The organism is Parvibaculum sp., assembly GCF_046297875.1.
Taxonomy (GTDB): Bacteria; Pseudomonadota; Alphaproteobacteria; order Parvibaculales; family Parvibaculaceae; genus Parvibaculum.
In genome coordinates this window covers 1,187,378-1,201,590 of sequence record NZ_JBKBHD010000001.1, presented here as the reverse complement: position 1 = coordinate 1,201,590, position 14,213 = coordinate 1,187,378, and the positions used below count along the sequence as shown (strand labels likewise).

At 62.0% G+C, this 14,213-nt stretch carries 15 protein-coding genes; 7 read left to right on the top strand and 8 right to left on the bottom strand.

Going from position 1 to position 14,213, the window contains the following annotated elements; genetic code table 11:
- Positions 1 to 120: 120 nt before the first annotated feature.
- Entirely contained in the window at positions 121 to 1,239 is a 1,119-nt protein-coding gene (gene ald / locus ACK4FH_RS05935) for an alanine dehydrogenase (RefSeq protein WP_409811809.1), read from the bottom strand.
- Between the two features lie 236 nt (positions 1,240 to 1,475).
- Between ald and ACK4FH_RS05930 the strand changes: the two genes are divergently transcribed.
- Positions 1,476 to 2,096 carry an NUDIX hydrolase gene (locus ACK4FH_RS05930; RefSeq protein ID WP_409811807.1) on the top strand — a complete coding sequence of 207 codons (621 nt, stop codon included), beginning with the start codon at positions 1,476 to 1,478 and terminating at the stop codon, positions 2,094 to 2,096.
- Positions 2,097 to 2,114: 18 nt separating this feature from the next.
- On the opposite strand, the gene ACK4FH_RS05925 is transcribed toward ACK4FH_RS05930, so the two are convergent.
- Complete coding sequence (locus tag ACK4FH_RS05925; protein ID WP_409811806.1) at positions 2,115 to 2,339, bottom strand: DUF2061 domain-containing protein; 225 nt, start codon at positions 2,337 to 2,339, stop codon at positions 2,115 to 2,117.
- Positions 2,340 to 2,648: 309 nt separating this feature from the next.
- Complete coding sequence (map, locus tag ACK4FH_RS05920) at positions 2,649 to 3,395, bottom strand: type I methionyl aminopeptidase (RefSeq protein ID WP_409811804.1); 747 nt, start codon at positions 3,393 to 3,395, stop codon at positions 2,649 to 2,651.
- 12 nt (positions 3,396 to 3,407) lie between these two features.
- Between map and ACK4FH_RS05915 the strand changes: the two genes are divergently transcribed.
- The 5 genes from ACK4FH_RS05915 (at position 3,408) to ACK4FH_RS05895 (ending at position 8,041) form a co-directional block, all read left to right on the top strand.
- Positions 3,408 to 3,764, top strand: a complete 357-nt coding sequence (locus ACK4FH_RS05915) for a hypothetical protein (protein WP_409811802.1) — start codon at positions 3,408 to 3,410, stop codon at positions 3,762 to 3,764.
- 142 nt (positions 3,765 to 3,906) lie between these two features.
- Positions 3,907 to 4,995 (top strand): PotD/PotF family extracellular solute-binding protein, encoded by a 1,089-nt coding sequence (locus tag ACK4FH_RS05910; RefSeq protein WP_409811801.1) that lies wholly within the window; start codon positions 3,907 to 3,909, stop codon positions 4,993 to 4,995.
- A gap of 173 nt (positions 4,996 to 5,168) precedes the next feature.
- Positions 5,169 to 6,086 carry an ABC transporter permease gene (locus tag ACK4FH_RS05905; RefSeq protein ID WP_409811799.1) on the top strand — a complete coding sequence of 306 codons (918 nt, stop codon included), beginning with the start codon at positions 5,169 to 5,171 and terminating at the stop codon, positions 6,084 to 6,086.
- Positions 6,083 to 6,937, top strand: coding sequence for an ABC transporter permease (locus ACK4FH_RS05900; RefSeq protein ID WP_409811797.1), 855 nt, complete (start codon positions 6,083 to 6,085; stop codon positions 6,935 to 6,937). The genes ACK4FH_RS05905 and ACK4FH_RS05900 overlap by 4 nt, the downstream gene beginning before the upstream one ends.
- Positions 6,938 to 6,952: 15 nt before the next feature.
- The gene (locus tag ACK4FH_RS05895; RefSeq protein ID WP_409811795.1) at positions 6,953 to 8,041 is read left to right on the top strand and encodes an ABC transporter ATP-binding protein; all 1,089 of its coding nucleotides are present in this window, start codon (positions 6,953 to 6,955) and stop codon (positions 8,039 to 8,041) included.
- Positions 8,042 to 8,050: 9 nt separating this feature from the next.
- Here ACK4FH_RS05895 and ACK4FH_RS05890 read toward each other — a convergent pair whose 3' ends face one another.
- The 4 genes from ACK4FH_RS05890 to ACK4FH_RS05875 form a co-directional block, all read right to left on the bottom strand.
- Positions 8,051 to 8,785: a MerR family transcriptional regulator gene (locus ACK4FH_RS05890; RefSeq protein WP_409811793.1), complete on the bottom strand. Its 735-nt coding sequence runs from the start codon at positions 8,783 to 8,785 to the stop codon at positions 8,051 to 8,053.
- A 134-nt stretch (positions 8,786 to 8,919) separates the two neighbouring features.
- A complete protein-coding gene (locus ACK4FH_RS05885) occupies positions 8,920 to 9,171 on the bottom strand; it encodes a DUF1003 domain-containing protein (protein WP_409811792.1) in 252 nt (83 codons plus the stop codon).
- A 34-nt stretch (positions 9,172 to 9,205) separates the two neighbouring features.
- Positions 9,206 to 9,649, bottom strand: coding sequence for a hypothetical protein (locus ACK4FH_RS05880; protein WP_409811790.1), 444 nt, complete (start codon positions 9,647 to 9,649; stop codon positions 9,206 to 9,208).
- A gap of 116 nt (positions 9,650 to 9,765) precedes the next feature.
- Positions 9,766 to 10,938 (bottom strand): acetyl-CoA C-acetyltransferase, encoded by a 1,173-nt coding sequence (locus ACK4FH_RS05875; RefSeq protein ID WP_409811788.1) that lies wholly within the window; start codon positions 10,936 to 10,938, stop codon positions 9,766 to 9,768.
- Positions 10,939 to 11,258: 320 nt separating this feature from the next.
- Between ACK4FH_RS05875 and ACK4FH_RS05870 the strand changes: the two genes are divergently transcribed.
- Positions 11,259 to 12,515: a cytochrome P450 gene (locus ACK4FH_RS05870; protein WP_409811786.1), complete on the top strand. Its 1,257-nt coding sequence runs from the start codon at positions 11,259 to 11,261 to the stop codon at positions 12,513 to 12,515.
- 114 nt (positions 12,516 to 12,629) lie between these two features.
- On the opposite strand, the gene ACK4FH_RS05865 is transcribed toward ACK4FH_RS05870, so the two are convergent.
- A complete protein-coding gene (locus ACK4FH_RS05865) occupies positions 12,630 to 14,138 on the bottom strand; it encodes a flavin-containing monooxygenase (protein ID WP_409811784.1) in 1,509 nt (502 codons plus the stop codon).
- Positions 14,139 to 14,213: the final 75 nt, after the last annotated feature.

Below are 14,213 nucleotides of genomic sequence, written 5' to 3'. Positions count from 1 at the left end.
CTCTCAGGAAGCGGATGGGGCAAGACTCGCGCGATATGGTTAATCCCGGTTTAAAACTGGCTCACACTGGCACAATTTACCGGACACGAAGAAAAATACAGAGCGAATCCAAGGACTTGCTCATGCGGCGATTACGCTCTTCGCCTCCTTGAAGGGCACACCCAGCGCCTCGGAAACCGCTTGATAGGTAATATCGCCCTTGTGGACATTGAGGCCCGCCAGAAGATGCGGATTGCCGGCGAGCGCCGCCTTGTAGCCCTTGTCGGCGAGCGCCAGCGTGAAAGGCAGCGTCGCATTGTTGAGCGCGAAGGTAGAGGTGCGCGCCACCGCGCCCGGCATGTTGGCGACGCAGTAATGCACCACATCATGCTTGATGAAGGTGGGCTCCGCATGGGTCGTTGGATGCGAAGTCGCAAAACACCCGCCCTGGTCGATCGCGATGTCGACCAGCACCGAGCCCTTCTTCATCTTCTTGACCATGTCTTCCGTGACGAGCTTCGGCGCCGCCGCACCCGGCACCAGCACGGCGCCGATGACGAGATCGGCGCCAAGCACGCTTTCCTCGATCGCATCGACGGTCGAATAGATCGTGTTGAGGCTCGGCCCGAACTGCATGTCGAGCTCGTAGAGCCGGTGCAGGTTGAGGTCGATCACCGTGACATGGGCCTCAAGCCCCATCGCCATGCGCGCGGCATTGGTGCCCGAGACGCCGCCGCCCAGAATGACGACCCTGGCGGCCGGCACGCCCGGCACGCCGCCGAGCAGCATGCCGCGCCCGCCTTGAGCGATCTCGAGACAATGCGCGCCCGCCTGAATGGACATGCGGCCCGCGACTTCCGACATGGGCGCGAGCAGCGGCAAGCCGCCGCGATGATCGGTCACCGTTTCATAGGCGATGGCAACGCAGCCCGATTCCACGAGGCCGCGCGCCTGTTCGGGATCGGGCGCGAGATGAAGATAGGTGAAGAGGATCTGGCCCTCGCGAAGCTGCTTCCATTCCGAAGGCTGCGGCTCCTTCACCTTAACGATCATGTCGGCGGTCGCGAAGATTTCCTCCGCCGTGCCGGCGATCTTCGCGCCAGCGGCGACATACTGGTCGTCGAACAGGCCGATGCCGAAGCCCGCCCCCTTCTGCACCAGCACTTCATGCCCGTGATGCACCGCCTCGCGCACGGCGGACGGCGTCATGCCGACGCGATATTCATGGACCTTGATTTCCTTGGGGACGCCGATGCGCATGGGACTGCCTCGTCAGGGGGTGAGACTTTCGAAAAAGTGTAGCGCGCGGAGGTTGCCCCTCCAAGGAGGGGCGCGGGGCCAATCGAGGCTACATGTTCAGGATATTAAACGCGATTGCCGCCGCCCGGCGTGCATTGCAATTGCTGCGGACAGGGTGCCGGACAGCTCCGTAGCTTATATTAAACAGGCGAATGACGGGCCCGGCCCATGCTATGAGAAAGGAAAACGGGACGGCGATGACCTTCATTTTCGACGACAATCTGCGCGGCGGCGTCAGCGAGCGGCTGGCGCGTTTCGAGCGCGAGGCGCGCGCGGGCGATGGACTGAAACACGCAGCCGTCGCCATCACGCTTGTGCCGGACGAAACGGAAGCGGCCTTCCTGCTGACGCGGCGCGCGCCGAAGCTCAACGCCCATGCCGGCCAATGGGCGCTGCCGGGCGGGCGCATCGACAAGGGCGAAACGCCGGTCGAGGCGGCGCTTCGCGAGCTTTCCGAGGAAGTGGCGCTCGACCTGCCGCCCTCGCAGGTGCTGGGGCTTCTCGACGACTATCCGACGCGATCCGGCTACCTCATCACGCCGGTCGTTGTCTGGGCGCCGGACCTTGCGCCCATGCGGCCGAACGAGGCGGAAGTCGCCTCGATCCACAAGATCGCGCTCGGTGAACTCGTGCGGCCGGATTCGCCCGTCTTCCTGACCATCCCGGAAAGCGAACGGCCCGTGATCCGCCTCCTGATTGGCGAGGATCACATCCATGCGCCGACCGCCGCCCTTCTCTATCAGTTTGCCGAAGTGGGCCTCAGGGCGCGTCACACCCGCGTCTCGGACCTCGAACAGCCGGTCTGGGCTTGGGGCTGATCTGGCGCGGAACCGGCCTCAGGCGGGCTGGAACGGCCCACGAAAGCCAAGCGTTTTCAGGGCCTTGGCCGGCCAGCGCGCCCAGGCCTTCTCATGGAAATAGAAGACCACCGTGTTCACGGCAGGCTCGACCATCGCGACGCCGAAGGCAATCGCCACTTCGCCGGTCAGCGCATAGGTGACGCCGAACCCCACCGCGAAGTGGAGCGTGCCGTAGCTCAAAGTCTTCATCACGTCGCGCATTGTCCCGATCCTTCCAAAGCCGCTATTGCGACTTATTCTTATTTAAAAGAGAGGGCGCGGAATGTCAAGGGGGCGAGGTTTATGGGTGCCGCAAGCTCAGAGCAAACGAGATGCACCGCCGGAACGCGCGGTTCGGGCGGTGCGTCGATACAATTCTGGAGATGGACAAACAGGTGGGAATGAGCGTGACGCTTGTCAATGGGCAGCACGCATTTATTCCGCATGCGGAAATAATGAAAAAAACTTATCCCCGGTTTTGAGGGCGCGGATTTTCCGGGTGAGTGCAACGTCAAACGAGGGGCTGCCCCCTCAAGGCAGGGTCAGGATCACCGGGCCGTTCTTCGTGGCGACGAGGGAATGTTCATATTGCACGGTGGGGGCCACAGGGTCGGCGAGCAGCGTCCAGCCGTCGCCCGCTTCGGCCGCCATCTCGCCGCCCATCGAGAGGAAGGGCTCGATGGTGAAGACGAGGCCTTCGCCAATGATGCGCCGGTCCGAAGGGTCCGCCCAGGTGGAAATGCCTTCGGGCTCCTCATGCAATGAGCCGCCGACGCCGTGGCTTGCGAGATTGCGGATCAGCGTGTAGCCGCCCTTGTCCGCGAAACGCTCCACTGCCGCGCCGATCGCATTGAGCCGCCCGCCGGTGCGCACCGCACGGATGCCCTCCCACATGGCGCGCTTGCCGTCGCGGCAGAGACGCTCGACATGCGCCTTGACCGGCGGCACCGGAAAGCTCGCGCCCGTATCGCCGAAATAGCCGTTCTTCTCCGCCGAGACATCTATATTGACGAGATCGCCAGCGCGGATGACGCGCTCGCCCGGAATGCCATGTGCGATCTCCTCATTGACGCTGATGCAGGTGGCACCCGGAAAGCGATAGGCGAGTTCGGGCGCCGAACGGGCGCCTTCACGTTCCAGCATCTTGCGGCCGAGATCGTCAAGCTCGCGCGTCGTCATGCCGGGTTCGATGGCAGCGCCCATGGCCGCGAGCACCTGCGCGACGATACGGCCGATGGCGCGGAGTTCTTCAAGATCGGCTTGCGACGTGATGGTCATGGCGGTCCGGCAATGAACGGCGCAGATGAAAATCGCCGCTTCCGGGGACAATGTCGGTCAGCGGAGGATGAAAAACAATCCTGTTCTGGCGAGGCGCGGATGCAGCGCCGGGCCGGGCGCCGCGCCATGATGCAGGCGCGAGCGGAAGATGCCGTGCCGCTGCAAGGCAGAATGCCCGATTTCGCGGCAAGGCACCCGCACTGCCGCATGGCAGGGAAACACCGATGGGGCAACAACCGGGCACGCAACCGCGCGCGGCGCCGCAAACAGCCTGCCGATTTATTTTGCACTGCACCTGATCCCGGCCGCCGACATGAACTTTTTGTCATGTGCGATTCGGCCCGGAAAATGACGCAAACCGGCGTTTAATATTTTTGACGCAATGGCGAAGCGAAGGGCCGGGTTTGCTTGCGCTCCCGCAAAAACCGTTGAACACTGAACGTCTCTCTCGGCCGCTCGACCTCAACGGCAGGGGCTGGACGCAGTCAACTCAATCTGGAGGAACAAATCCATGAACCGCAAAAGAGGCATGTCCGGGCTGATCGGCGCGCTGTCGCGCCGCCAGTTCATGACGGGCGCAGCCGCTGTCGGCCTGACGCTGACGGCCAAGCCGAAATTCGCGTCCGCACAGGCGGGCAACGTCGTCTTCGCCAACTGGGACACCTATATCGGCGAGACGACGCTGGCCGACTTCACCGCCGAAACCGGCATCAGCGTGACGGTCGACACCTTCGCGGACGTTTCCGAACTCTTCGCCAAGATGCGCGGCGGCAATGTCGCCTATGACGTGATCGTGCCGTCGAATGACTGGCTGCCCCGCATGGTGGCGGCCGGCATGGTGCAGGAACTCGATCACTCGAAGATTCCGAACATTGCCAACATCTTCCCGCGCTTCATGGACGAGCCGTTCGATCCGGGCCGCAAATACTCTCTCCCCTATATGTGGGGCACGGTCGGCATCGGCTTCCGCAAGTCCGCCGTCTCGAGCACGCCGGACAGCTGGAAGGTGCTCTATGACAGCGATGAGTACTCGAACAAGATCGCGCTGCTCTCCGATTGCGGCACGATGCTCGGCTGCGCGCTGAAATATCTCGGCTACTCGCTGAACTCGACCGACAAGGCCGAGAACGAGGCTGCCGCCGAACTCATCATCAAGCAGAAGCGGCACATCAAGGCCTTTGCCGAAGACAACGGCCAGGACCTGCTCGCCGCCGGCGAAGTCGATCTCACCATGGAATATAATGGCGACATCGTGCAGCTGATGACGGAAGACGACGACGTCGACTACATCATTCCGAAGGAAGGCGGCATTCTCTGGGAAGACGTGCTGGCCATTCCGGCGAATGCGAAGAACGTCGATAACGCACATGCCCTCATCAACTACATCCATGCGCCGGAGCCGAACCAGCTCATCACGGATTACATCCAGTATGCGACGCCGAACAAGGCGGGCTACGAGCTGATGGACGACGACTACAAGAACAATCCCGACATCTTTCCGCCGGACGATGTGGTGGAAGCCTCCGAATTTGCGGAATATCTGGGCGAGGAGGTCACGCAGATGCGCGAGGACCTCTGCACCAAGATCAACGCCGCCTGAGGCGCGAGACCGGGCGGGCAGCCTAAAAACTGCCCGCCCTTTTTTCTACCCGGCTCACCCCGATGCCTTTTCCGTGTAGATTGCGCAAAGGCATCCGGAAGATCCGGCTCCCGGCTCTATGCTGCCATACTTGTCCGCCATCACGCTTCATTGTGCCCTGTTGGGGGGGCTGAATGGAAAACTGGAAGAATTCGGCCCGCGCGTTCTGGGTCTCGATGCTGCCGCCGACCTTCTGGCTGGTCGCCTTCTTCATCATTCCGCTGTCGCTGATCTGGCTTTACAGCTTCAGTTCCAAGACAGGCATCGTCGACATCACGCTCGACTGGAACCTGCAGCAATATGCCCGCGCGCTGGAGCCGGTCTATCTCGGCATCTTCTGGAAATCGATCTGGATGGCGGCCGCGACGACGGCAATCTGCCTGGTCGTCGCCTTCCCCGTTGCCATTACCATCGTCTTTGCCAAGCCCACCATGCGAATGTGGCTTCTGCTGCTCGTCATCCTGCCCTTCTGGACCAACCTGCTGATCCGCACCTATGCGCTGATCGCGGTGCTGCGCACCAACGGCTTCATCAATAACGGGCTCGACTGGCTCGTCACCCATGCCGACTGGCTGCTCTCCTTTATCGGCCTGGGCGACAACGCGCTGATCGGCCCCTACACACCGATGCAGCTGCTCTACAACAACACGGCGGTGATTTTCGGCCTTGTCTATGTGCACCTGCCCTTCATGGTGCTGCCGCTCTATGCTGCACTCGACCGGCTGGACCGCTCCTATCTCGAGGCGAGCCTCGACCTTGGCGCGGGCCACTTCCGTACCTTCTTCCTGATCGTGGTGCCGCTGGCGCTGCCCGGCATCGCGAGCGGCATCATCATCACCTTCATTCCGGCGATGGGCTCGTACCTCACGCCCGACCTTCTCGGCGGCACCGACAGCTACATGATCGCCAATGTGATCGCGAGCCAGTTCAAGCAGGCGAACAACTGGCCCTTCGGCGCCGCGCTCTCCTTCCTGCTCATGTATGCGACCTTCTTCGCGCTGGCGATCCGCGCCGTGCTGATGAGGAAGGAAGGACGGGGGGACAAAAGATGAGACTGTTCCGCCGCAATCCCGATCCGATGGGCCCGCTCGACTATGCGCGCCGCTTCTGGCTGCGCGCCTTCGTGGCGGCGACGCTGTTCTTCCTCTATGCGCCGATCATCGGCCTCATGGCCTTCAGCTTCAACGACAGCCGCCGCAACGTCGTCTGGCGCGGCTTCACGACCGACTATTACGTGAAGTTGTGGAACAACGACTCACTGATGATGGCCTTCACCAATTCGCTGACCATCGCCGTCATGACGACCATCGTGAGCACGATCCTCGGCGCGCTGACCGCCTATGTGCTCTGGCGCTACCGCTTTCCGGGCAAGGCCGTCTATGAAGGCGGCATGGCGCTGCCCATCGTGATCCCCGAAATCTGCATGGGCGTTGCGATGATGGTGTTCTTCGCGCGGATCGGCTGGCCGACGGGCCTACCCTGGCCGATCAATCTCGGCTCCATCACCATCGCGCATATCGCCTTTGCCTTCCCCTTCGCGGCCATCGTCATCCGGGCGAGGCTTGAAAGTTTCAACCGCGAATTGTCGGAATGCGCGCGCGACCTCGGCGCCAGCGAATATCGCGTTTTCCGCGACATCGTGGTGCCGCATATGAAGCCCGGCCTGATCGCGGGCGCGCTGCTTGCCTTCACGCTCTCGCTCGACGACTTCGTCATCACCTTCTTCACCGCCGGCCCCGACACGGTCACCTTCCCCGTGAAGATTTACTCCATGGTGCGCTTCTCGGTGACGCCGGAGGTGAACGCCGCCTCGACCGTCCTCATTCTGGTGACGCTGATCGTGACCACGATTGCGCTGTGGATCCAGAACCGCAACAACATGATCGGCAAGTCCGCCCACTAGGAATTCGAGATAGCCATGTCCGACGCGCCCATCATCCAGATCAAGAACGTCTCGAAGCTCTATGGCGGCACCGTGAGGGCGGTGGACGGCGTGGACCTCGAAGTCGGTCGCGGCGAATTCTTCGCGCTGCTCGGGCCTTCCGGCTGTGGCAAGACCACACTCTTGCGCATGCTGGCGGGCTTCGAGGTGCCGACCGGTGGACAGGTCATCATCGACGGGCAGGACATGGCCACCGTGCAGCCGAACAAGCGGCCCGTGAACATGGTGTTCCAGTCCTATGCCGTGTTTCCGCATATGTCGGTCGAACAGAATGTCGGCTATGGCCTCAAGATGGAGCGCCGCCCCTCGAAGGAGATCAGGGAGCGCGTGGCCGAAGCCCTCGACCTCGTGAAGCTCGGCCATCTGGGCAAGCGCATGCCCGATGAAATGTCGGGCGGCCAGCGCCAGCGCGTCGCGCTTGCCCGCGCGCTTGTGAAGCGCCCCTCCGTGCTGCTGCTCGACGAACCGCTTTCCGCGCTCGATGCGAAGCTGCGCGAGGCGATGCAGCTTGAGCTGGTGCGGCTGCAGAAGACGGTCGGCATCACTTTCGTCATCGTGACGCATGACCAGTCGGAAGCGCTCTCCATGGCAAATCGCATTGCGGTGATGAACCAGGGCAAGGTGCAGCAGGTCGCACCGCCCGCCGAGCTCTACGAAATGCCGGCCAACCGCTTCGTCGCCGACTTCATCGGCAAGATCAACATGATCGAGGGCGACGCGGTGGCCGCAGGCGACGGCCAGGTTCGCGTGAAGGCGAACCCGCTCGGCGAAGTGACGCTGAAGGGCACGGCAACGGGCAAGGTGGCGCTTGCCGTGCGGCCCGAAAAGATTTTCGTCGACGAAAAGGAACCCACAGACCCGAACCTGATCAAGGTGAAGGGCAAGGTGGGCGAAGTCGCCTATTTCGGCTCCTACTCGAACGTCTTTTTCGACATCGGCCTCGGCCAGCCGCTACAGGCCGACATCTCGAACGTGTCGAGCGACATTGAGGAATATACGTTCAAGGCCGGAGAGCAATACTGGATCTACTGGCGCAAGTCCGACACGCTGGTGCTGGGCGACTGAGGCAGGGCCTCAATCCTCGCCATCGATCCGCGGCAGCTCGCCGCCGCTTTCGCTGACCTGTTCGACGAGACGCACGATCCGCTCGATCATCATGAGCGGCAGAACCTCATTGAGAAAGCGGATGCCCGCGACGCCGAGCTTTGCGGCTTCGGGCTGATCGAGCTTTTCGCCGAGGCGGCTGTAGAAGCCGACGACCGCGCGGCGCGCCATCCAGTCCGTCATCTGCACATAGATGTCGTAACTGTCGACCGTGTAGCCGATGTCCGGCGTGAAGCCGAGGGTGCGCGCCTCCGCAATCAATTCCATCAGACGGACATTGCGCTGGTTGAGCCAGTCGCCATCCTCGCGCCGGTCTAGAAAGATGAACCCGCTTTCCGCAAAGGCACGGATATCGCCGACCGAGATGCCGGTGGCCTTCGCCACATCCTCGATGCGCATGGGGCTCAACTGGCGCCCTTCTGCGAGCAGCGGCCCGAGCGCAATCTCAAGCCCGATCAGCCGCTCGAAACCCTGCGTCGGCGTGTCGACAATTTCCGAATTGACGATGGTCTTGATGACCGAAAGCGGCAAGTGCCGCTCATGCTGCAACCGGCGGATGAGATTGAGCCGGCTCACATGCTCCCGGCCATAGGCGGCCACATTGCGCTTCGGGCGCACGGGCTCTGGCAGCAATCCTTCGCGAATATAGTAGCGGATGGTCTCGCGCCCGATCCCGGTCGCGGCCTCCAGTTCCTTCATCTTCATGCGTCTGGCTTCTTCATCCCTGTTCCGGCAAGGCACTAGCCGCCGCCCGGATATTCACGACTCTAGCAGAGTCGGACAAAAAATGCGTAGCATGAATACGAGATAGCCGGAACCTACCCTGCACCGGCCCGCGATCACTGGCCGGCATGCCGGGGGCCGCGCCGGGCGATCTCGTTCATCAGCTCGACCTGGATCTGCTGGATCTCCATGAGGCGCTGCCACTGGTGAATGAGCAGGTGGTCGAGCTTTTCGTGCAGGTGACGGATTTCCAGTTCGGCCTTGAGATTGACCTTGTAGTCGTTCTTGGAGCGGATGCGGTCGCGCGCCTCCTGCCGGTTCTGGCTCATCATGATGATGGGTGCCTGAAGCGCGGCAAGGCAGGACAAGATTGAGCAGGATGAAGGGAAAGGGATCGAAGGGCTAGGCGAGAAGCCCGACGATATTGAGCGCGATCCAGCCTGCGAGGACCACGCCGAACGCGATGATGAATTTCCAGCTGCCGCCGAAACTCGCGATCGAATCCCACAGCCGCTTGCCGAAGGTCAGCTCGCCCTCGAAAACCTCTTCGGCATTCTCGGCGAGAATGTCGTTCTCTTTCAGGCTGCGGAGCACTTCGGTTTCGAGTTCGTCGAGCTGGCCCTTGTCGGCCTCGATGGCGCGGCGGATATAGAGATCGCGATAGGTGTTGAGATGGTCGCGGCAGATACGCGCTTCGGCCGGGAACTCGCCGCGATCGGCGCGGATCATCGCAAGGATCGGCTCGCGGATCGTGGCGAGCGGCACAAGATCGCCGCGCCTGTGGGACGGACCGCAAATGATGCATGCATAGCGCCCGTTCTGTTCCGTCTCGCGTGAGATCGACATGGGTTTTCTCCTTGCCCGTCTGGCAGTTTTATAAGCAAAGGCGGCCGTGAAAAGGCGCATGAAAAAAGGGGCGGCGCATCGCAGCGCCGCCCCTTCGATGCCGACCGGCCCGAGGCTCAGAGGCGCTCGATGATGGTCACGTTGGCAAGCCCGCCGCCTTCGCACATGGTCTGCAGGCCGTAACGCTTGTTCTGCGACTTCAGCGCATAGACGAGCGTTGCCATGAGCTTGGTGCCCGAGGCGCCGAGCGGATGGCCAAGCGCGATGGCGCCGCCATGCACGTTGAGGCGCGCGGGATCGGCGCCGAGATGCTTCGCCCAGGCAACCGGCACGGAGGCGAAGGCTTCATTGACTTCATAGAGGTCGATGTCCTCGATCTTCATGCCGGCCTTCTTCAGCGCCTTTTCGGTGCCAGGGATCGGGGCTTCCAGCATGATGACCGGATCGCCGCCGACGACCGTCATGTGATGGATGCGGGCAAGCGGCTCGACGCCGAGCGCCTTCAGGCCCTTCTCGTTGACGATCAGCACGCCCGACGCGCCGTCGCAGATCTGCGAGGAGGTGGCAGCCGTGATCGCGCCGCCTTCGGCGAGCAGCTTCACGCCCTTGATCGCCTCGAGCGAGGCATCGAAGCGGATGCCTTCATCGACCTTGTGGATTTCCTTCGAGCCGTCTTCCAGCGTCACTTCGAGCGGCACGATTTCCTGATCGAAGAGGCCGGCCTGCGTCGCCTTGATGGCCTTCTGGTGGCTGTTGTAGCCATATTCGTCGAGCTGGTCCTTCGTTAGTCCATACTTCTTCGCCATCATTTCGGCGCCCGCGAACTGGCTGAACTGGATGTTCGGATAACGCTCTTCCATGTTCGGGCTCTTGTAGATGCCGAAGCCGTTCTTGAACGGCAGCGAGATCGGCATGCCCATCGGCACACGCGTCATGCTTTCGATACCGGCGGCGATGACGACATCCATTGCGCCCGACATGACGGCCTGCGCGCCGAAGTGAAGCGCCTGCTGCGAGGAACCGCACTGACGGTCGACCGAGGTGGCCGGCACGCTTTCCGGCAGACCGCCCGCGAGAACCGCGTTGCGCGCAATGTTCATGCCCTGCTCGCCCGCCTGGTCGACGCAGCCGACGATCACGTCCTCGATCAGCTCCGGATCGACGCCCGTGCGCTTCACGAGATCCTGGATCACCTTGCCGCCCATGTCGGCGGGATGCCAGTCCTTGAGTTTGCCGCCCTTGCGGCCGCCGGCGGTGCGGGCGGCGGCGACGATATAGGCTTCAGCCATGATGAGCTCTCCCTGGTTTGCTTGCCGCCCGCCCGTGGCGGAAAGGCAAAGACGCTTCCCGAATATGTATATACACGGCTAGCCGCTGCAACCCGTCTGCACCGCATATTTGCCCGGTATCTTCAACATGGGGCGGGCCTTGTCCAGCCGGAAACAAGCGCTTGCAACTTCGCCAAACTCTGCCCAGAGTTGCGAGAAAGCGTTGCCGCACAACAACTTGGCGGTTTACGCAGCGTCAGAGCGGCCCGTCAAGAAGGCTGACCGAAATTGCACCGCGTCACCGCGAAAAGGAACAGGGCACAGCGCCCGGGAGGACCCGTATGAGCGACAAATCGATCGACAATGCGATTGTCGACCCCAAGACCTATGCCCATGTCGACGAGTTCCACAGGCTCTTCACGAAGCTGCGCGCGGAAGACCCGGTGCGCTGGACAGAGCCTGAAGGCTATCGCCCCTTCTGGACCGTGTCGAAACATGCCGACATCATGGAAGTCGAACGCCAGAACGACAAGTTCCTGAACGATCCGCGCCTGACGCTCCAGACCATCGAGGTCGAGGAGAAGGTGAAGGAATTTACCGGCGGCCAGTCGAAGCTGATCCGCTCGCTTGTCGACATGGACAATCCCGACCACCGCAATTATCGCGGGCTGACGCAGGCCTGGTTCATGCCGCCGAACCTGAAGGCGATCTCCGCCCGCGTCGACGCGCTGGCCGAGAAATATATCGACCGGCTGGAAGCGCAGGGCGGCCAGTGCGACTTCGTGTCGGACGTGGCGGTCTGGTATCCGCTGCGCGTCATCATGACGGTGCTTGGCGTGCCGGAAGAAGACGAGCCGATCATGCTGAAGCTGACGCAGGAACTGTTCGGCTCGACCGACCCGGAAATGCGCCGCGAGAATTCCGACTTCAACGTCAACACGGTGACGGACTTCTTCAACTATTTCAACGCGCTCACTGAGGACCGCCGCAAGAACCCGAAGGACGACGTGGCGAGCGTGATCGCCAATGCGACCATCGACGGTCAGCCCATCGGCCATCTCGAAGCCATGTCCTACTACATCATCGTGGCGACGGCCGGCCACGACACCACAAGCTCGACCGCGGCAGGCGGCCTACTCGCGCTGATGCAGAACCCGGATGAGTTTGCCAAGCTGAAATCCGACCCGGAGAGATATCTCAACGGCGCCATCGACGAGATGATCCGCTGGACGACGCCGGTGAAGCATTTCTTCCGCACGGCGGCCGAGGACTACGAACTGCGCGGCCAGAAAATCAAGGCGGGCGACAATCTGCTGATGTGCTACTGGTCGGCGAACCGCGACGAAGATGCCTTCGAGGACCCGTTCTCCTTCCGCATCGAACGCTCGCCCAACAAGCACCTCGCCTTCGGCTATGGCGCGCATCTCTGCCTTGGCCAGCATCTCGCCAAGATGGAAATCCGCGCGCTCTACAAGGAGCTTCTCGCACGGCTCGACCATATCGAACTTGCGGGCGATCCCGCCTTCGTGGAAGCAAGCTTCGTCTCCGGCCTGAAGCGCCTTCCCGTGCGTTACCGCATGAAACGCAAGGCGGCGTAGAAACGGTTAGCTCTTTGTACCCCTTTGTCACCCCCGGGCTTGACCCGGCAATGACGATAGGGAACAAAAAAGGCGGCTCTCGCGAGCCGCCTTTTTCATGCCCTGTGACGGGACTTACTCGTAGTGGAATTCCTTGCCGGTGAGATCGATCGCCGGCACCACGTCCTTCTCGGTCCAGTAGTCCTGCGTGTGCTGCCATTCCGGCTTGTCGCCGCATTTCGGCAGAAGATGCATGCCGCGCGTGAGGTAGCCCGGATTGAAATTCTCCGGGTCGATCCACGGCTGAAGCTTCATGTTGTGATCTTCGGGACGAAGCTCGACCGTAACCTTTTTCTTGCCGAGCTTGGTCATGTGATTGAGAAGCCGCGTCACGAAATCGCCGAGAATGTCGACGCGGAGCGTCCAGCTTGCCCGGAAATAGCCGAAGACCCAGACGAGGTTCGGGACGCCTGTGAACATCATGCCGCGATAGGTGACGGTGTCTGCGAAATTGACCGGCTTGCCGTCCACCGTGAAGTCGATATCGCCCATCACGCAGAGATTGAAGCCTGTCGCGGTGATGATGATATCGGCCTCAAGCTCTTTGCCGGACTTGAGCAGGATGCCCTTTTCCGTGAAGCGCTCGATCTCGTCGGTCTCGACGGAGGCCTTGCCAGACGCAATGCCCTGGAAGATGTCGCCATCGGGCACGAAGGCGACGCGCTGCTGCCACGGGCGGTAGCGCGGCGTGAAGTGCTTCTGCACGAATTCTTCCGGCAGGAAGAGGCGGACGGCATCGAGCAGTTCCTTCTTCACGGCTTCCGGCTCCTCGAAGGAGCGGCGCGCAAATTCCTTCTGGTTGTGCAGGATTTCACGGCGCGTGATCTCGTGAATCCACGCCTCGTCCACCTGCAGCTCGCGCAACCGGTTCGCCAGTTCGTTCTCGTTGCGGCCCGGAATGAAATAGGTCGGCGAACGCTGCAGCAGCGTGACATGGCCGCAGTCGCCCGCGATGGCGGGAACGAGCGTCGCCGCCGTCGCGCCAGAGCCGATCACCACGACATTCTTGCCCTTGAGGTCGAGATCTTCAGGCCAGGTCTGCGGATGGATAATCCGGCCCTTGAACTTCTCCATGTCCGGCCATTCCGGCGTATAGCCTTCCGAGTGGCGGTAATAGCCCTGGCACATCCACATGAAGTTGCAGGTGAAGGTGAGACGCTCGCCCGTATCGTTGCGGACCGCCTCGACCGTCCAGAGATTGTCCTTGCTCGACCATGTGGCGGAGGAAATACGGTGGCCATAGCGGATATGGCGGCCGATATCGTTCTCCTCGATCACCTCGTTCATATAAGTGAGGATTTCTTCCGCCGTCGCGATGGGCGCCCCGGTCCAGGGCTTGAAGCGATAGCCGAAGGTGAAGAGATCGCTGTCGGAGCGGATGCCCGGATAGCGGTGCATGTGCCATGTGCCGCCGAAACTGTCGAGCGCCTCGAGAATGACGAAGCTCTTGTCCGGCGCCTGCTGCTGCAGATGCCAGGCCGAACCGACGCCGGAGATGCCGGCGCCCGCGATCAGGACGTCGAAATGCTCCACTTTCCCCGGGCCCTTGGCCGCGGGCCTTTCAAGCGTTTCCGTTCCAGTCATTTCCTGCCTCTTGTGATGTCGGCGCTTCTTGGGTCGCCGGATTTCAATGGCCCTATCTTGAGGCCGTGAAATCTA

Coding starts and splice junctions, on each gene's coding strand:
- ACK4FH_RS05905 (WP_409811799.1), top strand. CDS start 5,169: ATGGAAAACTGGAAGAATTCGGCCCGCGCGTTCTGGGTCTCGATGCTG.
- ACK4FH_RS05875 (WP_409811788.1), bottom strand. CDS start 10,938: ATGGCTGAAGCCTATATCGTCGCCGCCGCCCGCACCGCCGGCGGCCGC.
- ACK4FH_RS05900 (WP_409811797.1), top strand. CDS start 6,083: ATGAGACTGTTCCGCCGCAATCCCGATCCGATGGGCCCGCTCGACTAT.
- ACK4FH_RS05865 (WP_409811784.1), bottom strand. CDS start 14,138: ATGACTGGAACGGAAACGCTTGAAAGGCCCGCGGCCAAGGGCCCGGGG.
- map (WP_409811804.1), bottom strand. CDS start 3,395: ATGACCATCACGTCGCAAGCCGATCTTGAAGAACTCCGCGCCATCGGC.
- ACK4FH_RS05930 (WP_409811807.1), top strand. CDS start 1,476: ATGACCTTCATTTTCGACGACAATCTGCGCGGCGGCGTCAGCGAGCGG.
- ACK4FH_RS05915 (WP_409811802.1), top strand. CDS start 3,408: ATGAACGGCGCAGATGAAAATCGCCGCTTCCGGGGACAATGTCGGTCA.
- ACK4FH_RS05870 (WP_409811786.1), top strand. CDS start 11,259: ATGAGCGACAAATCGATCGACAATGCGATTGTCGACCCCAAGACCTAT.
- ACK4FH_RS05880 (WP_409811790.1), bottom strand. CDS start 9,649: ATGTCGATCTCACGCGAGACGGAACAGAACGGGCGCTATGCATGCATC.
- ald (WP_409811809.1), bottom strand. CDS start 1,239: ATGCGCATCGGCGTCCCCAAGGAAATCAAGGTCCATGAATATCGCGTC.
- ACK4FH_RS05925 (WP_409811806.1), bottom strand. CDS start 2,339: ATGCGCGACGTGATGAAGACTTTGAGCTACGGCACGCTCCACTTCGCG.
- ACK4FH_RS05895 (WP_409811795.1), top strand. CDS start 6,953: ATGTCCGACGCGCCCATCATCCAGATCAAGAACGTCTCGAAGCTCTAT.
- ACK4FH_RS05890 (WP_409811793.1), bottom strand. CDS start 8,785: ATGAAGATGAAGGAACTGGAGGCCGCGACCGGGATCGGGCGCGAGACC.
- ACK4FH_RS05910 (WP_409811801.1), top strand. CDS start 3,907: ATGAACCGCAAAAGAGGCATGTCCGGGCTGATCGGCGCGCTGTCGCGC.